Below are 22696 nucleotides of genomic sequence, written 5' to 3' on the forward strand. Positions count from 1 at the left end.
TTTATTTTTTAAAAATTAGCTCGTAGCGAAAGGATGAAATTTCTTCCAGCACCTGAAATACCAGAGCTATAAGGACGGTATCTTCGGTCTGTAATATTTTCAAGACCGCCCGTAACCGTGAACATATCGCTTAGACGGTAACTTGCTTTATAATTTAGCGTGTACCAACCTGCCGCGTATGGATTTCCGTTTTCATCAATGGCATATATTTCTGTTTTGCCTTTTTCTCCTTCAGGAAGATCTTCAAAATCACGTTTACCACTGTAATTCATATATACTTGCATATTCAGGTTTTGAGCGCCATACGTTAATCTGGAAACACCAAACCATGGTGCGGCGTGACGAGAACGGCTAGTAGTACCATCATCTAATTCTTCTTCACCATATTGGTAATTAAAGTCTGATGAAAAACCAAAACCGTTTGAGAGTTTTACCTCCACACCAGCTTGTAAGCCATATACGTTTGCCTCAGCAGCATTTTGAATAGCTTGCACTTGACTTAATTCTCCATCATAAACAATACTGTCTTGTCCGTTCAACTTAAAATCACGACGAACCAATGCATTCTTTAAATGTGTATAATATCCCGTCACATCTACTTTCACAACATCACTAAACACTTTTGCTACGCCAATATCAATATTATAAGCATATTCAGAATCTAAATCTGGGTTAGGAATAACTACTGAACCAGGTTCTGAATCGAATACTTTACCTACATCATCTACATTGGGCGCTCTAAAAGCTGTAGAGGCGTTAGAACTAATAACCCAATCATCAGCTGGTTTGTAAACTACTCCTAAACTTCCAGTTAAATTTCCATTTTCCAATGAAGCTGTTTCAAAAGGAAATGGATAGAAATTAGTGTCAAATTCAGCATCCAATTTTATAAAGTTATACCGAAGTCCACCCTGCAAAAGTACTTGATCGTTTATAGTAAATTGATCTGAAACATAAGCCGCGTAAGAGGCCCAAGTTGCTTCGGGATATCGGCTTGGCCCCGGCTGGCTAACGCCTGTTTCAATATTAAGATCAGTTCCGGTAGAGTTTACATCATTACTTACAAACTCTAATCCATAATAAAGCTCATGTTTACTTCCTATGGCTTTTGTGAAATCAATATTAGCAGAATAAGCATCTACTTTTTCAACACGTGTTTCACGGTTTGCGTCATTAAAATTTCGACTGATACGGCTTTCTTCAAAATTTTGAACAGCTAAACGTACAGATAACTGATTGTACAGACTATTTTGCTTAGAATGTGTGAGGTTTAAATTATTCATCATCCATTTTTGAGGACCATATTTCCATTCACCGTACCGTGGAGCTCCGTCACGCGTACGTTGATGGCGATCATATCTTCCATATTCAGATGTTTCGGAATAATGTAATCCATACTGAAAGTCCCAGTTGTCATTAGGTTTAAAGCGTACTTTTTGCATCAAATTAATTTGTGAATACGCTGAAGGGGTTTGTACGCGAGGATCTTCGTTAGTTACTACTACATCCATACTATCTTGACGTTTTACGAAGTAAGGGCGTAAAAATTCATCGGGACCTTCGCTACCTTGCTTTAAATCTTCATAATCATATGAAGTAATACTGGTAGTAAACGCCCATTTTTTCCAACCTACATTAACATCTAAATGAGCTGTTTTTTCATTGTTTGCCGATGCATAACGCGTCACTGCTTTTCCGGTAATAAAAGGTTTATCATCTAGTGAAAATTGGGGGGTTAGCGTCTGAAAGCTCATCACACCACCAATGGCGTCACTTCCATAAACAACTGAGCCTGGACCAAAAAGTACTTCAGTGTGTTCAGTAGCAAAGGGGTCAAGAGAAATTATGTTCTGTAGGTTTCCACCTCTAAATATTGCCGTATTCATACGTACACCATCAATAGTGTAAACCAGTCTGTTTGTCGCAAAACCTCGTATCATAGGGCTTCCGCCACCTTGTTGACTTTTTTGAATGAATACTTTTCCAGAAATTCCCAACAAGTCAGCTGCTGTTTGTGGGTTTTGTAATGCAATTTCCTTTGGAGAAATTGAAATAACTTTCGATGGAATATCTGATGAAGATTGGTTCCATCGTGTAGCTGAGACAACCACTTCATCCATACTAATGTTAGATGGTTCCATTAATATTATAAAATTTGATGATTGAAGTTCATCGTAGCTTTTTATTTGTGTTTTATAGCCAAGTGTTCTTATTTCAATTTTTTCAGCATCTTTTAAAGCCGAAATATCTGCCTGTCCTTTAGAGTTTGTCGTGGAATAGGCATTCGTGCTTTTACTGATAAGAGTAACCAGCTCCAGAGCTTGTTCTGTATCCTGATCTTGAATGGTGATTATTTGGGCGTTTGTAGTGTAAGCAAAGCCTAATAATACCATCAATAAAATAATTTTTTTCATTGTAAAGTAATTAATTTTAAACTAAATATTTTTTAATACAGTTATGGATATAACTGCGTAAATCACCTAATAAAAGGTGAAAAGTAAAAAGTTGAATATGTGCTTAAATTACTCGAGGAGGTGTTTCTGGTGGTGGAAAGGAAATTGATTGGTAATAAATAGTAGAATAAATAATTTTTTCTTTTAGAGTATCTGTATCTGCAGCATAAAACTGCCAAATAGGTTTGGTTTGGATAAATAGTGTGCGGTAAAAGCTTGTTAGTTTTTTATGCTTTTCATCGGTTTCTGTGTCAGCTTTTAAAACCCCCAAAAAGATTTTATTTAAATCTTTATTTAATTTTGTTTCTTCATAATCCCACCAACACCAATAGGCTATACTGTCTTTAGTGATATTAGTCTCAACAATATCATACATCTGTCCTTTATACTCAAATTCTTTAGCGTGTTCCCATCTTACTTTTTTATCAATTTCAGCTTTTGAAAATTTCAGTAGAACAAGTTCTTCTTTGTCAATACCAGCGATTAGTTTCCACTTAACTTCTTTTTTAAGACTTTTTTTATGAAAAGTTAACCATATATAAGTGCCTGCTGAGGGTAGCAGTAAGCATAACAATAGAAATATGCCTATGTATTTCTTCATTTAGGGTAAGGGTATTGCTAGCAAATGTAATTAATTTAATGCTTCTTCTACCTCTTGCTAGTTTGAGTTTTAAAAAAGCCCATCTTCTTAATATAAAATTAAACTTGTTTTTGCTGTATTAACCGTCTAAAAGAGTTATTTTTGCACCCCCAAAGTAAGCTGGTTTTATCAGTTAAAAGGAAGATAATAATAAACTAAATAAAATGACTGCAGACAAAGTACAGACTTTCGATGTATTGATCGAGATCCCGAAAGGAAGCCGAAACAAGTATGAGTACGATTTTGAATTAAAAAAAATACGGTATGACCGTATGATTTTTTCATCTATGATGTATCCGGCAGATTATGGTTTTATGCCAGAAACCTTGGCATTAGACGGTGACCCGTTAGATGTTTTGGTGTTAGTGACCGAACCAACCTTCCCTGGTTGTGTAATTGAAGTAAAGCCTATTGGTGTGTTCCATATGGCAGATGAAAAAGGTCCAGATGAAAAAGTTATTTGCGTCCCTATAAGTGACCCAATTGCAAATAATGTGAATGACCTATCTGAGCTAAACCCACACCTTATTAAAGAAATTGAACATTTTTTTCAAGTATATAAGGATTTAGAAGAAAAGAAAGTAGATGTTGGTGGTTGGGGTGATGTTGAAGCTGCAAAAGAAATTGTTGCTAAATGTATAGATCGTTTTAGAGAAAGCGATGTTCCTTTTAAGGAAGTAAGTATTCGTTAATTTTTTTTCTTTAAATAAGAAGAGAATCATATAATAAAGGGCAATAACCAATTTGGTTGTTGCTTTTTTGTTTTGCCTAACATTGAAGTTATATGAATTTAAATTGAATTATTTTTTTATTCTGAAGAAAATGGGCCTGCATTTCCCGAATGCCAATTTGGTATTTTAAGTAAGGAGTACCTTTACTTTTATGGTTTATTTGGCTTATCTCAAACATATATTTTATGTGTTTTGCCAACGTTTTCCATGCAAATAATAAGGAATGTTCTGGATCGTAAATATGGGTGGGCTCGCTTTTGGCGCCATTTAATTCTACAATCATCAGGTTTTTTCCCTGCTCTAATTCGTCAACTGTGTTGTACATAATGTCTAACCTTCCATAGTAAAATCCGTCAATTTGAAGACAGATTTTATTAATACTTTCCGTAAGCTGGGGCGTTATAATTGAGCTGAAGTCATTAAATTTTGCTCCTCGGGAGTGACTTCCGTAGGGCATTAAATTTAGTTTTTCACCTTTTGTGAGTACTTTATTAAAAATGGCTCCGTGTTCTTTTTTAAGATTTTTTAATTGAATTTGAAACCGTGGAGTTTTGTTAAGCAGTTCTTCTATTGTTGAGGTGCCATCACCTATGATTGCCAGAGTTTCTTTAAAAACAACTCCTGTGATTTTTCCTTTCTCTTTATTGGGATAACGCACATAAAACACACCAATTTCATTAGGATATGGTATAAAATCTTGAATTAAATAGTCAAAATTTGCTTTTTGGTGATAGTCAAACAATTCTTTTTCTGAATGTATTTTTTGAACCGCACTCCCTCGAAGACCTATATCAGGTTTAGCGATAAGCGGAAATGTTAGGCCTTTCTTTTTTAAGAATACTTTTATTCCTTCCGAAGTGGTTTTGGGATGTATTAAAACGGTTTTGGCGTAATATTTTTTAGGGATAAGATTGTACACCTTTTTTTTGGATTCCATCATAAGACCCCCATTTTTTATAGATGGATTCACGGCATTAAAAAAACAAATGGATTTCGCTTTAATTGAATAATAGCCATAGAGTAAATAGATAGGAAAATAAATAACGTGTAAAGGCCAGTATTCCCAATGTGTTAGTTTATGCCAAAATATTTGTAGTGCTCTAAGAGTCATAAATTTTCTGAATTTGTATTTTTTAAAATATTTACGGTACGTGATGGTTGAAATAAAACAAATGTAAAAACACTAGTTTGAAACCTGTTTTATAAAATAAATTATATTGATATAAGTTACATAATAATTAACTTAAGATAAATTTATTGGATATTTTTTTCAGAAAAATAGATTGCTAGGTATAAAATTTTAAATATTTCATATCCCAACCTATTTACTTACTTTTGGTTTTTGAAAAATTAAAAACCAATCTAAAATTAATTATAAAATGGAACAGAATATTATCTTTATCCCTATCGTACTGGCCATTCTTGGCCTTCTTTTTATGCTTGTTAAAATGAGCTGGGTAAAAAAGCAGCCTGCTGGTAGCGATCGTATGCAATCTATTTCAAAAAGTATTAAAGAAGGTGCACTTGCCTTTCTAAGTGCAGAATATAGGCTGTTAGCCATCTTTGCAGTTATTGCAGCTGTCTTGTTATTTGTTGTTTCCACCTTGGTACCATCTACCAGTTGGATGATTGTACCTGCTTTTTTAATAGGAGCTGTTTTTTCTGCCTTGGCCGGAAATATAGGAATGCGAATTGCTACCGATGCAAACGCCCGTACTGCCGAAGCCGCAAAAACAAGCTTACCACAAGCATTAAAAGTCTCTTTTGGTGGTGGTACTGTAATGGGGCTTGGCGTAGCCGGTCTTGCTGTGTTGGGTCTAAGTTTATTCTTTATGTTTTTTACCAGCCAGTTTATTGTCGAAGGCGGCGATTTTTATGGTGATATGACTGTTGTACTTGAAGCCTTGGCAGGATTTTCTCTAGGTGCAGAAAGTATCGCACTTTTCGCCCGTGTAGGTGGTGGTATTTACACCAAAGCAGCCGATGTAGGTGCCGATTTGGTAGGAAAAGTAGAAGCTGGTATTCCAGAAGACGATCCACGTAACCCTGCGACGATTGCTGATAACGTTGGGGACAATGTTGGGGATGTTGCCGGTATGGGCGCCGATCTCTTTGGGAGTTATGTTGCAACCGTTTTAGCCGCCATGGTGTTGGGTAATTACGTAATTCGCGATATGAGCGTGGATGGACAGTTTACAGATGCCTTCGGAAATATGGGGCCAATATTATTACCTATATTAATCGCCGGAGTAGGGATTTTAGCGTCTATTATTGGAACTTTTTTAGTTGGAATTAAAAATAACGATGCGAAAGAACCACAAGTTCAAAGAGCTCTAGATATGGGTAACTGGACGGCAATCGTTCTTACATTGATTGCCAGCTGGTTTTTAATAGATTGGATGTTACCAGAAACTATGACCATGGCATTCTTTGGCGAAGGGGTTAAAGAAATACCAAGTATTAACGTCTTTTGGGCCGCTTGTATTGGGTTAGCTGTAGGAGCATTGATATCGTATGTAACCGCATATTACACAAGTTTAGGTAAAAAACCGGTAATGGATATTGTTCAAAATTCTTCAACAGGTGCTGGAACAAATATTATTGCAGGATTAGCTGTTGGTATGAAATCTACATTTTGGAGTGTATTGCTTTTTGCTGCGGCTATTTATGGTTCGTATGAATTCGCAGGGTTTTATGGAGTTGCCTTGGCGGCTTCAGCGATGATGGCCACAACAGCTATGCAGTTGGCAATCGATGCCTTTGGGCCTATTGCCGATAACGCCGGTGGAGTTGCCGAAATGAGCGAATTAGAACCTCACGTTCGTGAACGTACCGATATTTTAGATTCCGTAGGGAATACAACCGCAGCGGTCGGGAAAGGATTTGCTATTGCCTCAGCAGCATTAACTGCATTAGCATTATTTGCCGCCTATGTTACGTTTACAGGTATTGATGGAATTAATATTTTCCGTGCCGATGTATTGGCGATGTTATTTGTTGGAGGAATGATTCCAGTAGTATTTTCAGCAATGGCGATGAAATCCGTTGGTAAGGCCGCAATGAAAATGGTACAAGAAGTTCGCCGACAGTTTAAAGAAATTCCAGGAATTATGGAAGGTACGGCCACCCCAGAATATGGGAAGTGTGTAGATATTTCAACAAAAGCTGCTTTACGGGAAATGATTCTTCCAGGTCTGTTGACTATTATAACACCTATTTTTATTGGGCTGGTATTTGGAGCAGAACCTCTTGGAGGTTATATGGCTGGTGTTTGTGTAAGCGGTGTAATGTGGGCGATCTTTCAGAATAACGCTGGAGGTGCTTGGGACAATGCTAAAAAATCGTTTGAAGCTGGAGTAATTATTAACGGTGAAATGACCTATAAGGGAAGCGAAGCCCATAAAGCGGCTGTTACAGGAGATACTGTTGGAGATCCTTTTAAAGATACTTCAGGACCTTCAATGAATATTTTGATTAAATTGACGTGTTTGGTAGCCTTGGTGATTGCGCCAATTTTAGGAGGTCACGGTGAGGAAACTGAAATGGAAGGCGATAATGTTTCACAAGAAATGTATATGATTGACGAAGACGGAAACCAAACATTATTAACCGATAACCAAGCGGGACAGGTAAAAGAAGTTTCGAAAGAAATTATGGTGAGCTTATCGTCAAATGATACGTTAACTACGGCTGATGTTACTGTCAGGACTACCAAAGATGGTGAAACCACAACCGAAAAGAAAACCTTTTCTGGAACCGAAGAGGAAGTTAATATGCAAATTGAAGAACTTCGGGATCAATCTCAGAAATAGGACTTCTTTGTTAAAATAAATTTAAACCCTGCTGATTCAGCAGGGTTTTTTTATGAGATTGTAGTATCTTTCAGATAATGAACTACGACGATTTAATAACATTAGGAATTGCTTTTGGCTTAGGTATGTTAGTAGGTTTGCAACGACAGCGAACCGATAATAAAATGGCCGGAGTAAGAACATTCACGCTTATTTCTATTTTAGGAGTAGTAGCTGGTTTTTTAAGTAGGGATTATGAAAACCCCTACATACTTCCAGTAATGGGTTTGGCTCTAACAGGCTTATTGATTACCGCTAATATTATAAAGCTTAAAAAAATAAATGAAGCCGATATAGGTCAAACCACCGAAGTTGCTGCATTGCTCATGTTTGCAATCGGGGGTTATTTAGTGTTGGGAGATCAAATAATTGGTGTTGTTGTTGGTGGTGTTATGGCTGTATTGTTATACGTAAAGGAACATCTGCACGATTTTATTGAAAAATTAAAAGACAAAGACTTAGCGGCAATCATGACATTTGCTGGAATCTCATTAGTTATTTTACCAATACTACCTGATAAAACCTATGGACCTTTAGATGTTTTAAACCCTAAAAATATATGGCTGATGGTTACACTTATTGTAGGCATAAGTGTAATAGGGTATTTTATTTACAAATTTGTAGGTAAAAAAGTAGGCGTTATTTCAAATGGGGTATTAGGAGGTTTAATCAGTAGTACTGCCACCACAGTAAGCTATGCGCGGAAAACAAAAGATGCCAAAAATATTGGAAAAATGGCAGCTTTTGTTATAACTGCAGCTTCTGCCATTGCATTGGTCAGAGTGTTAATAGAAGTAGGAATTGTCATTCCTGAAAAGCTACCTCAGATAATGTTACCGATCATAGTTGAGCTTATAATTATGATATTGTTGTGTGTAGGCTTGTTTTATTTGTTTAACAATGACGGAAAAGATGATGAAATGCCTGAGCCTAAAAACCCTGCTCAATTTAAAAGTGCATTAATCTTCGGTCTTTTATATGGTCTTATTTTATTAGCTGTAGCATTCACAAAAGAAGAATTTGGTAACGAAGCATTGTATGTAGTAGCAGTTATAAGTGGGTTGACCGATGTAGATGCGATTACACTTTCCTTATCGCAAACCATGAAAGGAGGAGGACTGAAAACTGAAACAGGGTGGCGTTTAATTTTATTAGCTTCCCTTTCAAACTTACTTTTTAAAGGAATTATGGCAGCCGTTTTAGGAACCAAAGAATTAACAAAATGGATTTCAATTTCTTTCGGTATTTCAATAGCAGCGGGTTTACTATTAATGTGGTTGTGGCCGGAAAATTGGGTGCTATAAGTGGGGCTGTTCAAAAAAGATCCGCTACAGATAATTACCTTCCACAGTTATGGAACTAACTCGCATTTGTATATACGTGGTAGGGCTTTGGAAGACGAAAACATCGACCTTTCCAAAAATGGAATTTTCAGCTTGATAAAAAACACTTATAAGCGGTTTGAAACCGACGAAATTCCTTTTACAAAACTTAAAATTACCCTGCCAGATGATTCAGTTTTCTATACAGAAACTGATAAAAAAGGTTATTTTAAATTTAAAGAGAATATCCCTAACCTAGCTAAACTGACAAATGAAGAAGCATGGTTGCAATATGAAATCTCTTTTGAAGAGAAATTTTCTAATAGAATTATAAACAACCAAAACCGGTTTCCCGGTGAGATGCTTATTCCTTCAAGTAAAAGTGAATTCGGAGTAATTAGCGATATTGATGATACTATAATCCATACCGGTGTTGCTTCTTTTTTAAAGTTGAAGCTTGTTTTTAATACTTTCTTCAGAAATGCGGAAAGCAGATCACCCTTGGAAGGTGCTTCAGAATTTTATCAGTTGTTACATCAAGGAAAAACGGGAAAGGAAGCCAACCCGTTATTTTATGTAAGCCATAGCCCTTGGAATTTATACAGATACTTAGAGTTATTTTTAAAAGCAAATACCTTTTCTAAAGGACCAATTTTATTGAGAAGTTTACCTAGACCTTTCCGAAGAAAAAAGGTAGAAGAGAAACCGCAAAAGCAAAAAGAAATTCTCAACATTCTAAAAACCTATCCAAATATGAGCTTTATTTTAATAGGGGACGGAGGCGAACACGATGCAGATATTTATATAGAAATTGCGGAAAAATATCCAAAACAAGTGAAGGCAATTTATCTGCGAAGCGTAAAACACAAAAAGAAAATGAAGCGTATTAAAAGCTTATTTTCTAATTATGACACAACACCTGCATTATTAGTAGAAGATAGCAAAGAGGCTATTGAACACGCACGATCGCAAGGGTTTATAAGTTAATTAAGACAGTTTTTAAAATAGTCATACGTGTTATACTGCGACCGTACGGCAGGTTTTCCGTGTTTTACATATTCATTTTTCTGGTCGGGATCTATTATGCGTGCTTTTACATTATCGTTTAATTGAATCTCTATCAACTCCCTGATAGTATTGTGGTGTTCTTGATCTAAAATAGGGGTAACCACTTCAATACGGTGGCTTAAGTTGCGTTTCATCCAATCTGCGCTACCAATGTACATTTTTTCATCGCCATCATTTCCGAATATATATATACGGCCGTGTTCTAAAAAACGATCAAGAATACTGGTTATATATATGTTTTCACTTTGATCTTTAATACCAGGTACGAGCGAACAAATACCACGCACTAATAATCTAATTTTTACCCCAGCATTACTAGCTTTGTAAAGCATTTTTATCATGCTTTTATCTTGTAGGCTGTTCATTTTAGCAATAATGTAGGCATCTTTCCCTGCTTTTGCCAATTCTATTTCATTCTCAATTAAATCTTCAAAAGTATCTCGTAATGTAAAAGGTGACACTAAGAGCTTATCAGGTTTTGGAATAATCATTTTACCTTCCAATACCAAAAACAATTTGTTGAGGTCTTGAGTAATTGTTTTATTGGCAGTCATGATGCCAAAATCTGTATATAATTTAGCCGTATTCTCATTAAAATTACCTGTGGCAATATAGCAGTACCTTTTTGAAGATCCGCTTGTTTCACGTTCAATGCACAATATTTTAGAATGGATTTTTATGGCCGGGAAGCTATAGATTACGTGCGCTCCGTTTTCTTCAAATATTTTACCCCATTTTAAATTGTTGTGCTCATCAAACCGGGCTTTTACTTCAATAAAAATCACAACTTCTTTCCCATTTTTGGCAGCCCGAGCAATTGCATCATTTAATTTCGATTCGCTAGCAGCACGGTAAATGGTCATTTTAATGGTAGTTACTTTCGGATCGTCTGCGGCTTCTTCTAATAATTTGATAACCGGTTCAAAGTTTTGGTAAGGATAATGTATGAGTTGATCTTTCTCATCGATGGCGTTAAAAACCGAATCGCAATCTGCCAACACGGGATGTGGTAACGGTGGCAATTCTTCAACAGATAATTTTTTTGAAGTTGGATTGGGAAACCCGAAAAAGTCTTTAAAGTTGTGGTAGGTTCCACCCTTAACAATATCAGTATTATAAACCTCTAAGGCATTCTTTAGTATTTCCTCAAATTGCTTAGGTGTTTTATTATCAATCAATAAACGGGTTGCTTGTCCTGTGCTTCGTTTAGGGAGCGACTTTTTAATCCGTTCCATTACATTGCCAGAAAATTCATCTTCAATATATAGCTCGGCATCTCTAGATTTTTTAATGGAATAAAAGGTAATATTCTCTTCTTTTTGTGGGGTTTGTTTTAGGCTGTATTTTAAAACATCATCAATAAATGTAATAAAGTATTTCCCGTTGTGCTTCGGAAATGTAAAAAACCGAGGTTCATCGTCAGGGATTTTAACTAATTTAAACGTATCGTTTTCTAGTTGAGCAGCGAGATACAATGCTTCATTTTCAATAAAAACAGTGTCGCTATTTGAGCAGGGATTAAAACTTACTTCTAATTTGTCTTTTAAAGAATTTTCAAAATATGATTTGGCAATTTCTTTTTGTGTGGTAGAAAATTCTTTGTAATCAATTAAATGAATGTTTTCTTTTTTTAAATCTGGAATAATCTGGTTCTTGAAAATGTCGCCAAATTCTTCTTGTTGCAGTTCAACCTGTTTTTTTATTTCTTTTAAAACCTTATTAGGCTTAGTGATTAGTTTTTTTCTGAAGGGTTTTTCAATCTCTTTAATTTGTCGAATGTCAGACACCCGAACCCTAAAAAACTCATCTAAGTTGGAAGAGAAAATTGCTAAAAACTTGATGCGCTCGTATAAAGGGTTTTTATCATCTGCAGCTTCTTGTAAAACTCGGTGATTGAAGCGTAACCACGAAAGGTCGCGGTGGTAATATTTTGTATTGTATAGTTTTGCCATCCTGTGCCCGCGAAGGCGGGTACCTCTTTAATTAATTAAATCTAACCTATTCAAAGAAACGCAATTCCTTATAAAACGGGTGTTTTGGAAATGTTAAGGTTTGGTCTTTATATAGAAAGAAGAAACTCCTTGTCTTGACAAGGTTTTAGAGCTTTTACTCTTTTAAAGGTAGCTTTATTGGAAAAAAATAGACCTGCGTAAAACAGGTCTATTTAACAAAAATATGAAAATATCAATTATTGTTTTGAAAAAGATAGTGTTTCAGTAACTTCAACAGTACTCGTAATTCCAGACTGTGTTTGAGTTTGTGTCGTCGTTGAAGTGTAAGTAAGTTTAGAATTGGTTAATTCTGTAATAGTGGCTTCTCTTTCTTCATTGTTCTCAATTATACTAAGAGTGTTACCTTCTTTACTCCACGTTCCTGTCCCTGAATATTGAATTGGGATTTCTTGTATAATTGTGTCGCCAGAAGATTCTGTTGTAATTTCTAAAACATAATCACTGTCAACTTCGTAGGTATTCGGGTCTTCAGAAAATTCGACCGTGATATCAAGTTCTTTAGCGATTCCAGTAGATTCAGATTCAATTGTTGTTCCTTGTCCTTCTGTTCTGCTGGTAGATTCATAAGAAAAATCTGTTGCTTTCCATGATCCTACTAAAGAAGATGAGGTGTCATTGGTTTCTTTAGAGTCATCATCTTTACTACAAGATATAATTGAAAAAGTTAAAATAGTAAGAAAAAGTAATTTGGTAAGCTTCATAAAATTTAATTTAGTTAATAATGCGGCTAATATACATTAATGTTAAAAAAATTAACAATAAAAATCTTACTTATTTTTAAGTTGAGAATTTAAGTATTTTGAAAATAGCGATGTAGGTTAAAACAAACCGTGCAGTTCTGCGTCAATTTTATTAACTACTTCACCTAGATGTTCAGGGTCATCAACAAAGTCAAGGTTATCTACGTCTAAAATTATGAGGTTGCCTTTATCATAATCGTGTATCCAAGCTTCGTAGCGCTCGTTTAAACGGCTTAGGTAATCGATGCTTATGGAGTTTTCGTAATCACGGCCGCGTTTGTGTATTTGCTTTACCAAATTAGGAATGGAACTACGTAAATAAATCAATAAATCAGGTCCTTCGGTTACGCTTTCCATCAAGTCGAAAAGCGAACGGTAATTTTCAAAATCGCGATTGGTCATCAAACCCATGGCGTGTAAATTGGGTGCAAAGATGTAGGCATCTTCATAAATGGTCCGGTCTTGAATAACATCCTTTCCTTTTTCACGAATTTCGAGAATTTGACGAAACCGACTGTTCAAAAAGTAAATTTGCAAGTTAAAAGACCACCGTGCCATTTGATTGTAAAAATCATCCAGATAGGGGTTGTCTTCCACGTCTTCAAATTGAGGCTTCCACTTATAGTGTTTTGCCAATAAACGGGTTAAGGTTGTTTTTCCGGAGCCAATGTTTCCTGCAATTGCTACGTGCATAATCTTTACTTCTTAGGTTCGGTTAGTTTTAGGGTGTGGATGTTTTTTCCGTCATAAATATACAGGAATTCCTGCGTAAGGTGCAAGTCTTTTATGGTTATTTCAGGTAATTGTATTTTTATGGCTTCGGGCAATTTTTTTGTTGAGCCTTCACTTATTTCAGCTAAATAATAAAGCGAATTTTCTTTTACGCCCATTACTTTTTCATCTTGTTGAATTACTTTAGTATAGTCCTTCAAAGCTATTTCAGAAAGCAAACTTCCATAGACATTAAAAACGCGTATTTTATTTTCAGTAAGTAGGTAACAATAATTAAAATTACTAGTTTGAGAAACCAATGTGCCCGAAAAAGGTTGCGAAACAACGGTGTTGGTTAATGAGCGGTAGTTGAACAGTTCCAGTTGTTGTGTGTCTATGTTAAAAACCCAAAGCCTATTATTGCCGGCATTGGTTGCCGTGTTAATGTTTAAAAACTGAGGGAGGGTATTGAAATTGATGCGTTCAATTTTGTTTAGCTTATTATCAAGAAGAACTACGGTGTTGGTGTCTTCATAAAAAAGAACTATGTTCAATGGGTTGATTATGTCAACAGAGGTTATGGGGCCTAACTGAAGATCGTTAAATACAAAATCGCCATCCACACCGGTTTTGTGCAATTCCATATTGGTAGTGAAATATACATTACTAAAGGCATCGACACCTACAAACATATCTGCTTTTAAAGGTGCTTTTGCAATAGACTCTACTTGTTGCGCCAGTAAAACTGGGGTAAGTAATAAAAAAAGGAGGTACACGGCTTTCATAGGGAGTTCAAGATACAAAAAGCGTGCTATATATTGTGTGGTTTACTTTAAAGGCTTCGAGCCTCAGTATATTTTTGGCTAGCTTTTTTAGCTATTTTTTTATATTTATCATCAATCGCATTAGCTCTTATTTGTTGTTTTTCTTGAAGTGTAGCAATAACCCGAAAGGTGTTTAGATATTCTTCTTGAAGATCATAAACAGTTTCAACGAGCGCATATAATTGATCACTTTCTGAAGTAGAAAGCCTTTCTTTTATACTTTTAGACAATACGAGCAGTTCATCACTAAGAGCATCATATTTCTCTTGGTTTTTTAAAAACCTTGACAATATGCTTTCTATCTCTTTGTTTGTTTCATCAGCATGTGTCGCTAATTGTTTAGCTACTTTATTGGATTGATCCTGTTGGTTAGTTGAAAAAAATCCCATGATTAGTTTAGTTTGGTTGAAAGATACGTAAAAACCTCATTGTAACATAATTCCTACATAAATTTACGTGTTTTTACGTAGTATGTTAAGCAGCTATATAATTCCGTATCTTTAATGAAAAATTGAACTATGCGAAAGATACTTTTTGGCGCTGTTATTACGCTTCTCATTGTGTTTGGTTTACGGTATTGTGAACACAATAAAGACAAAAAAGAACAATTGGAAGCCAATACGGCATTGATTCAAAAAGAATTAAAAAATGTAGGAAAATTAATTGTTACTGAAGGAAGCTATGCCCAAGTTTTTACTTACGAAGATTGGAAAAAGTTCTACTTAGATGTTTTTTCGGCTCGCAAAAAAGCACTGATTGTGGTAAACGCAAAAGCCACGATTGCCTACGATCTCAGTAAAATTAAAACGGAAGTTAATCAAGAAACTAAAACCGTTACCATAACCTATATTCCGGAACCAGAACTAAATATTAATCCTAATATTGAATATTATGATGTAAAACAGGATTATTTGAACCAGTTTAAAGCGGAAGATTATAATAAAATAAAAAAGCAAGTAGAAATTTCGCTTCGAAAAAAAATAGAAGCTTCTGAATTGATAACCAATGCAGAAAACAGATTAATTTCTGAGCTACAGAAAATATATATTCTCACTAGCTCGATGGGGTGGACGCTACAATATCAAAATGAACCTATTGAAGATGAAGTAGATTTTGAGAAGATAAAGCTTTAATTTTTTCCCCTCCTAAATTAAGAGGGGGAGAAAAATTACAACTTTTTTTCTAGTGATTTCCAGCCACCTCCATTAATGGCTTCAATAGAGTTATTATTTAATGTTTTAGCAGCATTACCACTGCGAACACCACTGGCACAGCAGGTAATTACAGGCTTATTCCATTGCTTAATTTCTGATATTTTAGAGCTTACATCGTTTAGCGGAATATGTTTTGAACCTGAAATAGCACCGGCATCGTATTCTTTCTGCGTACGAACATCTAAAATTACAGCATCCCGCTTTTTAAAATCTTCGATTTTCTTAGTATTACTTCCGAATAAAAAATCTAATAGTCCCATACTTTTAATTACTTATTTGTTTTCTACTTTCTTCTACCAATGACAAACCATCTTTTATTAAATGAGCAACACTATGGCGTTCGTTTTTAAGTGCTAAAAGGTGTTTTAATACTTTTTCTGAAAACGAACTGTTTTCAGAAGCAATTAGCTCAAAGATTTCTAGCGAAAGTAACCAGTCTGCTGAGTATTCTTTTTTTATAGTTTCAAAAATAGATTTTAACTCAGGCAGGTTTTTGTCTAAAGAGCTGTTCTCTTCATTATTCCGAAGTAAACATACTTGTTTATATAAATCATTCAACTTAATTTCTTTTTCAGAAAGGTTTGAACGATTGGTTTTTGTTTCACTTAATTTATGAAGCGAAATAGGAAAGGATAAATAATCTGCTGCACCTGCAAATGCAGAAACAATTTCTTTTCCAACTGCTAAATCAAAATCACCCATTTCTGGACTGAACAATACTTCATCTTTATACGTAACGGTACAGTTTGTAAACTGAATAAGCATAAGCTCGCCGCGTAAGTTTCGCATTCCGGTTACGTTTAGGCCTTCAACGGTTATACCACTTTCAAATTCAAAAGCAATAGGTTTACCATCGTAAAAATTATATGCTTGTAAATCGCGAGGTCCCATATTCTCTATGGCGAGATTAATTTTTTTCAACTTCCCCAGTGGTGATCTAAAACCATCAGTATGGCGACTAATTCCGTGGCCGATTACTTCTTTTTCACGGTATGCAAGTGCTGTTTCGCCTTTGGTTTCAAAATAAACCACTTCATTATCCTCGTTTTGAATCATGCGGGTAAAATGACCGCTCACTTGTAAACCAGTACTCAATTCAATAGTACCAATTTGTTTAGAATTTATCAATTTGTTTAATCCACGCCAGCCGCCTTTACGCACGGCCATAGTGTTGGCAAATTCTTCTAATACTTCTTGTAAGTATGCAAAATCTGGCGTTACATATAATTGTGGTTGTGGTTTGGTGATATCAAACTCTTGATAAGCCGCATCAATGGAGTAGGGTGTTTTTTTTACTTCTTCTTTCATACACCACGTGCTTTCCCCAATAGAAGATAGCAAGCCAGCGCCATAAATTCTAGGGATTTCAATGGTGCCAATTAAACCATATTCAACCGTCCACCAATGCAAATTTCGAATAAGTGAAATTTCAGAAGGTTCTACTTTTTTAAGCTGAAGGTTCTCTACTCGCTCTTCCGCATTTTGTATAATAGTTTCTGAAATTCCATCAGCTTCCTTTAAAATAGAAAGTTCTCGAACGGCTTCATACATTTCCATGTCATGCGCACTAGAAATCGCTTTCGCACCAATCTCGCCAAACCGGCGTAAGTATTCGGCATAATCGGGACTAGCAATAATAGGCGCATGCCCAGCACCTTCATGAATAATATCGGGCGCTGGAGTGTATTCAATATTTTCAAGTTGGCGAATATCGCTAGCAATTACCAACACCTTATACGCTTGAAATTCCATGAACGCATTAGGCGGAATAAAGCCATCAACCGCAACGGCTGCCCAGCCAATTTCCTTTAAAATACGGTTCATACCATACATAGAAGGAATGGTATCGATAGAAATCCCTGTTTTTTTAAGACCGTCCAAATAACTTTCATGAGCCACTTGGCTTAAATAATCTACATTTTTGCGCATTACGTACCGCCAAACCGCTTGGTTTATAGGGGTGTATTGATCGTAATCTTGAGGTTTTATGTACTGCTTTAAATGCGGTGGCAACCTCTCTAATAACTCGTTTGTTTCAATGCGCTCTTCCATAGTGTCCAAAAATAATGAAATTAGAACTACTTAAGTCGTAATTAATAATACCTTATAACAGATTTATGAATGAGTTTGTAAAAACTGTATCTTGCAAGCTATTATGAAACCCGCTTCCCGAAAAATCGAAATAATAACCACGGCTTCCCGCCTTTTTAAAGAAAAAGGCTACAATGCTGTTTCCATGCGAGATATTGCACAAGCTATGGGAATTAAGGCTTCTAGCTTATACAATCATATTTCGGGGAAACAAGAAATTCTTTCAACCCTTATTTTAACAGTTGCTCGCGAGTTTACCAATGGAATGGAACAAGTGGTTTCAAAAAAGGGTACTTCCGTAGAGAAAATTGAAAAGATCATTGCCTTTCATATCGATATTACTGTTACCTATTCTGAAGCGTTAGCAGCATTGAACAACGATTGGATGCATTTACAAGATGACGACCTAAAGCAGTTTGTAAACATGCGGGACGATTATGAGGATAACGTCCGGATTATTATAAAAGAAGGAATAAAAGCAGGTGAAATAGAAGCCAGACATCCTGAAGTTATTTTGTTTTCGATGCTTTCTACCTTGCGAACGTTGTATTTATGGTATGAAAAAAGAGGGAAACTTGATGTAAACATTTTAAAAAGAGATATGGTCGCCGTTCTTTTAAAGGGGATTGTATAGTATTGCTATTATTAGAAGTTCTGTATTTTTGCAGCTATGCAACCCAATAATTTCACTACAGAATTCTTTGGAATAGGAATCCAAAACGGTAAAACGCCCGAAAATTTAGGTGTGCTTTGGCGAACAGCCCAGAATATGGGTGCAAGTTTTATTTTTACCATCGGCAACCGCTACGCTAATCAGTCTAGCGATACGCATAATGCCGTAAAGTCGCTTCCATATTTTCATTATGAAAAATTCGAAGACTTTTATAAACATTTACCAAAAGGCTGTCGCATTGTTGGCGTTGAAAAAACAGAGAAAGCCGTTCAATTAGAAAATTTTGAACACCCAAAACGTTGTGTGTATTTATTGGGGGCCGAAGATCATGGATTGTCTAACCAGGCTATTGATAAGTCACATTTTTTGGTTCAATTCCCTTCAGAAAAAAGTTTAAACGTTGCTGTTGCTGGCAGTATTATTTTATATGATCGAGGCCGTAATAAGCCAAAAGTTTAGTATATTCAAAAGTCGTGACCGACCTAGATATGAGAACGCTTCGCTGTTAGATATTAGATGTGAGAATTCATTATAAAATTTGAAACTCTCATTTTTCAAAAATTATTTAGCAATTAGACTGAAGAATAAAATTTCAAAATAAAGCAAGTATAATTTTAAAAGATACCCGCCTGGGCGGGCAATACTATGAGCAGAGGATTTGTAAGAGAAGGCGATCAAGAAGAACCACCTATGATTCCACCACGGGCAGCTTTGCCTGAAGGGGTGGTAAATTATGTTACGCCAAATGGTATGGAGCAGTTAGTAGAAGAAAGAGAAGCGTTGCAAACTGAAATTAAAGAACTGACCATTACCGATGAACGGGAACGAAGAAGAACGCTTGCCGTTATTGAAGGCAAACTCAAATTACTGAATGAGCGTATTCATTCCGCTCGCGTACTTAATCCTAAAGAACAAGCTAAAGATGAGGTTCGTTTTGGGGCTACGGTACATATTCAAAACTTAAATAATAAAACCAAACAGCAATTTACAATAGTTGGAGTAGATGAAGCCGATGTAACAAAAAGCAAGATTGCATTTGTCGCTCCAATTGCCAAAGCTGTTACGGGTGCAAAAATAGACGAAACAGTAGATTTTAAGTTGGGAAATGAAGTTAGAAAGTTAAAAATACTTACTATTTCATATGAATAAATAAGCCTTGTAGAGTCTACAAGGCTTATTTTAGTTTCTCAATTTTTATTTATTATTCAAAAGGAATAAATTCGAAGTTTTGTCCGCCAACAGATGCTTCTAAGCTCAATCCAGCTTTTGGCATAGTAAATACGGCAACACCGTTTCTATAATCGGCATTTAGTGAAGCACCATCTTTAACCAATACAGCTGAAACTTTAGCTGAAAGTTCAAAATCATCGTCTTTAAAACGTTCCAAAGATTCTTCACTATTAAATAAAATAGCTTCTCTGTACGCTTCACCACCAATTTGAGCGCCTACATCTACCTTTTTCATTTTAGCCATTCCAATAAGTTGTCCGTTTTCATATACGGCTCCGTTACCAGATGCTCCACCAACTATAAAAGCACCTTCCCCTACATTTGGGAAGATTACGTATGCATCGGCATCAGCAAAATATTTTGCCATTGATTTATTCTTGGTAATAAACGCTTCTTTCGCTTTTTCAGCATCATTTATTACTTCGCGGTCTTTGTCATTTTGTGCAAAAAGCGTCAAGCTAAAGCACATCAGTAATACGAGTATTAAATTTTTCTTCTTCATAATTAAGTTTTTTTGTTATTCACTAGCTAAGTTACTAATTGAATGTTGCCATATTAGTTAATGAGCTGTTATTGTTAATTAAAGGAAATCTTAACGTTTGTTAAAGAACCTTTTCTACCGTTAAAATTTTAATAATGATTATTGTAGGGATGAAAGTAGGTTAGAGTAATTCATTTTAAAGTATCTTTGTAGCAAATTAAAATTATGGCACATAAAGCAGGATTTGTAAATATTATTGGTAATCCTAACGTTGGTAAAAGCACACTAATGAATGCTTTTATAGGCGAGCGACTTTCTATTATAACGAGCAAAGCTCAAACCACCCGTCACCGTATTTTAGGAATTGTAAATGGAGAGGATTTTCAGGTAATTTTAAGTGATACACCTGGTATTATAAAACCAGCATATCAATTGCAGGAAAGTATGATGGATTTTGTAAAATCTGCTTTTGAAGATGCCGATATTTTACTATACTTGGTTGAATTAGGTGAAAAAGATCTTAAAGACGAGGCGTTTTTTGAAAAAATAAAAAATGCTAAAATCCCTGTTTTACTTCTTATCAATAAAATAGATAAAGGAAACGAAGAAAAATTGACCGAAGCCCTACAGATGTGGCAAGAAAAAGTTCCTAATGCAGAGATTTTTGCTATTTCAGCATTAGAAAATTTTGGTGTTTCTGAAGTGTTTAAACGTATTATAGAGGTGTTGCCAGAATCACCTGCTTTCTATCCAAAAGACCAATTAACCGACAAACCAGAACGTTTTTTTGTAAACGAAACCATTCGGGAAAAAATCCTGATGCACTACAAAAAAGAGATTCCCTATTCTGTAGAAATTGATACCGAAGAGTTTTTTGAAGATGATGATATTATCCGTATCCGAAGTGTGATTATGGTAGAACGCGAAACGCAAAAAGGAATTATCATCGGGCATAAAGGTTCGGCACTTAAACGGGTGGGAGTAGAGGCTCGTAAGGATTTAGAAAAATTCTTCGGAAAACAGATTCACCTAGAAACGTACGTAAAAGTGAATAAAAACTGGCGCAGTGATGATAGGCAGTTAAAACGCTTCGGATATAACAAGTAATAATTTGTTGCTTTTTTTAACTTATAAAGAGTACTTGGAATTTGTATATTAGGCTATTTCAGAAAAATACATCAACTACTATTAAAATGCAGTACTTTTGCATTTTTAAAATAAACAGAAAATCATGAGCATAGTTGCTATCGTAGGAAGACCAAACGTAGGGAAATCTACATTTTTTAATAGATTGATACAACGCCGGGAAGCCATTACCGATGCGGTGAGTGGTGTTACCCGTGATCGTCATTACGGAAAAAGTGACTGGAACGGCAAAGAATTTTCATTAATTGATACCGGTGGATATGTAAAAGGAAGTGACGATGTTTTTGAAGAAGAAATAGATAAACAAGTTGTGTTAGCTATTGAAGAAGCAGATGCTATTATTTTTATGGTTGATGTTGAAAGCGGCTTGACCGGAATGGATGAAGAGGTTGCTACCTTGTTGAGGAAGTCTAAAAAACCATTTTTTTTAGCTGTAAATAAAGTAGATAGTGCCACGCGCGAAAACGATGCAGTGGAATTTTATTCTTTAGGTGTTGAACAATATTACACGCTATCCTCTATTAACGGAAGCGGAACAGGGGAGTTGCTTGATGATTTAGTAAAAGCCTTACCAGAAAAAGAAGAAGAGGAAGAAAGTGAATTACCACGTTTTGCTGTCGTAGGAAGACCAAACGCTGGAAAATCTTCCTTTATCAATACTCTAATTGGTGAGGAACGCTACATTGTTACCGACATTGCGGGGACTACCCGTGATAGTATGGATACGCGCTACAATCGTTTTGGTTTTGAATTTAACTTAATTGATACCGCAGGTATTCGAAGAAAAACTAAAGTTAAAGAAGATATAGAATTTTATTCAGTAATGCGAAGCGTTCGCGCTATTGAGCATTGCGATGTGATGATCTTAATACTTGACGCCACTCGTGGTTTTGATGGACAAGTACAAAATATATTTTGGTTAGCACAACGCAACAACAAAGGCGTTGTGATTCTGGTAAACAAATGGGATTTAGTTGAAAAAGAAACCAACACGGTAAAAGAATTTGAAAAACATATTCGTCAAGAATGTGAACCATTTACCGATGTTCCAATCGTATTTATTTCCGTTTTGAATAAACAGCGTATTTTTAAAGCCATTGAAACAGCAGTTGAGGTTTATAAAAACCGAAGCAAACGGATTAAAACAAGTAAATTGAATGATGTATTATTGCCCATTATTCAAGCTACGCCACCACCACAATACAAAGGGAAATACGTAAAAATAAAGTTTATAACGCAATTACCAATGCCTTACCCTACTTTTGCGTTTTTTGCCAACTTACCACAATATGTAAAAGACCCTTACAAACGGTTTTTGGAAAATAAGCTTCGGGAAAACTTTGATTTTACAGGAGTTCCGGTTAAAATTTACCTTCGGAAGAAATAAGCTGAATTTTTTTTTTACTAGGTTTTTCTATAGTTTTATGAATTTGGCAATGAGCTTATGAGATGAGTTCCTTAGATAATCATAGCCAAGTGAGATAATTATAGATTATATGTCATGAGGAC

The 22696-nt window shown here is 35.5% G+C and carries 21 protein-coding genes; 10 read left to right on the forward strand and 11 right to left on the reverse strand.

What is annotated here, in order from left to right; genetic code table 11:
- Positions 1-8: 8 nt before the first annotated feature.
- Positions 9-2414, reverse strand: coding sequence for a TonB-dependent receptor (locus DZ858_RS06590; RefSeq protein ID WP_117158776.1), 2406 nt, complete (start codon positions 2412-2414; stop codon positions 9-11).
- A gap of 103 nt (positions 2415-2517) precedes the next feature.
- Complete coding sequence (locus DZ858_RS06595) at positions 2518-3054, reverse strand: hypothetical protein (RefSeq protein ID WP_117158777.1); 537 nt, start codon at positions 3052-3054, stop codon at positions 2518-2520.
- A 203-nt stretch (positions 3055-3257) separates the two neighbouring features.
- On the opposite strand from DZ858_RS06595, the gene DZ858_RS06600 reads away from it, so the two are divergent.
- On the forward strand, positions 3258-3785 hold the full coding sequence (locus DZ858_RS06600; protein ID WP_117158778.1) for an inorganic diphosphatase: 528 nt from the start codon (positions 3258-3260) through the stop codon (positions 3783-3785).
- Between the two features lie 88 nt (positions 3786-3873).
- Here DZ858_RS06600 and DZ858_RS06605 read toward each other — a convergent pair whose 3' ends face one another.
- Positions 3874-4764 (reverse strand): ATP-grasp domain-containing protein, encoded by an 891-nt coding sequence (locus DZ858_RS06605; protein WP_239990731.1) that lies wholly within the window; start codon positions 4762-4764, stop codon positions 3874-3876.
- A gap of 439 nt (positions 4765-5203) precedes the next feature.
- Here DZ858_RS06605 and DZ858_RS06610 point away from each other — a divergent pair, with 439 nt between their 5' ends.
- The 3 genes from DZ858_RS06610 to DZ858_RS06620 all read left to right on the forward strand — a co-directional run bounded on the left by DZ858_RS06610 (position 5204) and on the right by DZ858_RS06620 (position 9984).
- The gene (locus DZ858_RS06610; RefSeq protein ID WP_117158780.1) at positions 5204-7636 is read left to right on the forward strand and encodes a sodium-translocating pyrophosphatase; all 2433 of its coding nucleotides are present in this window, start codon (positions 5204-5206) and stop codon (positions 7634-7636) included.
- A gap of 77 nt (positions 7637-7713) precedes the next feature.
- Entirely contained in the window at positions 7714-8979 is a 1266-nt protein-coding gene (locus DZ858_RS06615) for an MgtC/SapB family protein (protein ID WP_117158781.1), read from the forward strand.
- Positions 8980-9984, forward strand: a complete 1005-nt coding sequence (locus DZ858_RS06620) for an App1 family protein (RefSeq protein ID WP_117158782.1) — start codon at positions 8980-8982, stop codon at positions 9982-9984. It abuts the gene before it with no gap.
- On the opposite strand, the gene ppk1 is transcribed toward DZ858_RS06620, so the two are convergent.
- From ppk1 to DZ858_RS06645, 5 genes are all read right to left on the reverse strand, one after another.
- The gene (ppk1, locus tag DZ858_RS06625) at positions 9981-12017 is read right to left on the reverse strand and encodes a polyphosphate kinase 1 (protein WP_117158783.1); all 2037 of its coding nucleotides are present in this window, start codon (positions 12015-12017) and stop codon (positions 9981-9983) included. The genes DZ858_RS06620 and ppk1 overlap by 4 nt on opposite strands.
- 236 nt (positions 12018-12253) lie before the next feature.
- Positions 12254-12778 carry a lipocalin family protein gene (locus DZ858_RS06630; RefSeq protein WP_117158784.1) on the reverse strand — a complete coding sequence of 175 codons (525 nt, stop codon included), beginning with the start codon at positions 12776-12778 and terminating at the stop codon, positions 12254-12256.
- Positions 12779-12895: 117 nt separating this feature from the next.
- The gene (locus DZ858_RS06635; protein ID WP_117158785.1) at positions 12896-13510 is read right to left on the reverse strand and encodes a deoxynucleoside kinase; all 615 of its coding nucleotides are present in this window, start codon (positions 13508-13510) and stop codon (positions 12896-12898) included.
- A 5-nt stretch (positions 13511-13515) separates the two neighbouring features.
- On the reverse strand, positions 13516-14313 hold the full coding sequence (locus DZ858_RS06640) for a hypothetical protein (RefSeq protein WP_117158786.1): 798 nt from the start codon (positions 14311-14313) through the stop codon (positions 13516-13518).
- Between the two features lie 47 nt (positions 14314-14360).
- The gene (locus tag DZ858_RS06645; protein ID WP_117158787.1) at positions 14361-14741 is read right to left on the reverse strand and encodes a hypothetical protein; all 381 of its coding nucleotides are present in this window, start codon (positions 14739-14741) and stop codon (positions 14361-14363) included.
- A gap of 129 nt (positions 14742-14870) precedes the next feature.
- On the opposite strand from DZ858_RS06645, the gene DZ858_RS06650 reads away from it, so the two are divergent.
- A complete protein-coding gene (locus tag DZ858_RS06650; protein ID WP_117158788.1) occupies positions 14871-15485 on the forward strand; it encodes a DUF4230 domain-containing protein in 615 nt (204 codons plus the stop codon).
- Between the two features lie 35 nt (positions 15486-15520).
- Here the strand turns inward: DZ858_RS06650 and DZ858_RS06655 are convergent, their stop codons facing one another.
- Positions 15521-15826 carry a rhodanese-like domain-containing protein gene (locus DZ858_RS06655; protein WP_117158789.1) on the reverse strand — a complete coding sequence of 102 codons (306 nt, stop codon included), beginning with the start codon at positions 15824-15826 and terminating at the stop codon, positions 15521-15523.
- A 4-nt stretch (positions 15827-15830) separates the two neighbouring features.
- Positions 15831-17618, reverse strand: coding sequence for an aromatic amino acid hydroxylase (locus DZ858_RS06660; RefSeq protein ID WP_117158790.1), 1788 nt, complete (start codon positions 17616-17618; stop codon positions 15831-15833).
- Positions 17619-17721: 103 nt separating this feature from the next.
- Here DZ858_RS06660 and DZ858_RS06665 point away from each other — a divergent pair, with 103 nt between their 5' ends.
- From DZ858_RS06665 to DZ858_RS06675, 3 genes are all read left to right on the forward strand, one after another.
- Complete coding sequence (locus tag DZ858_RS06665) at positions 17722-18291, forward strand: TetR/AcrR family transcriptional regulator (protein ID WP_117158791.1); 570 nt, start codon at positions 17722-17724, stop codon at positions 18289-18291.
- 36 nt (positions 18292-18327) lie between these two features.
- Positions 18328-18789, forward strand: coding sequence for an RNA methyltransferase (locus DZ858_RS06670; protein ID WP_117158792.1), 462 nt, complete (start codon positions 18328-18330; stop codon positions 18787-18789).
- A 186-nt stretch (positions 18790-18975) separates the two neighbouring features.
- The gene (locus tag DZ858_RS06675; RefSeq protein ID WP_117158793.1) at positions 18976-19479 is read left to right on the forward strand and encodes a GreA/GreB family elongation factor; all 504 of its coding nucleotides are present in this window, start codon (positions 18976-18978) and stop codon (positions 19477-19479) included.
- A 52-nt stretch (positions 19480-19531) separates the two neighbouring features.
- Here the strand turns inward: DZ858_RS06675 and DZ858_RS06680 are convergent, their stop codons facing one another.
- Positions 19532-20062, reverse strand: a complete 531-nt coding sequence (locus DZ858_RS06680; RefSeq protein ID WP_117158794.1) for a lipid-binding SYLF domain-containing protein — start codon at positions 20060-20062, stop codon at positions 19532-19534.
- A gap of 204 nt (positions 20063-20266) precedes the next feature.
- Here DZ858_RS06680 and era point away from each other — a divergent pair, with 204 nt between their 5' ends.
- Both era and der read left to right on the forward strand, forming a co-directional pair.
- Positions 20267-21148 carry a GTPase Era gene (gene era, locus DZ858_RS06685; RefSeq protein WP_117158795.1) on the forward strand — a complete coding sequence of 294 codons (882 nt, stop codon included), beginning with the start codon at positions 20267-20269 and terminating at the stop codon, positions 21146-21148.
- Between the two features lie 121 nt (positions 21149-21269).
- Positions 21270-22574, forward strand: a complete 1305-nt coding sequence (gene der / locus DZ858_RS06690) for a ribosome biogenesis GTPase Der (RefSeq protein ID WP_117158796.1) — start codon at positions 21270-21272, stop codon at positions 22572-22574.
- Positions 22575-22696: the final 122 nt, after the last annotated feature.

The organism is Marixanthomonas ophiurae, assembly GCF_003413745.1.
GTDB classification, from domain to species: domain Bacteria; phylum Bacteroidota; class Bacteroidia; order Flavobacteriales; family Flavobacteriaceae; genus Marixanthomonas; species Marixanthomonas ophiurae.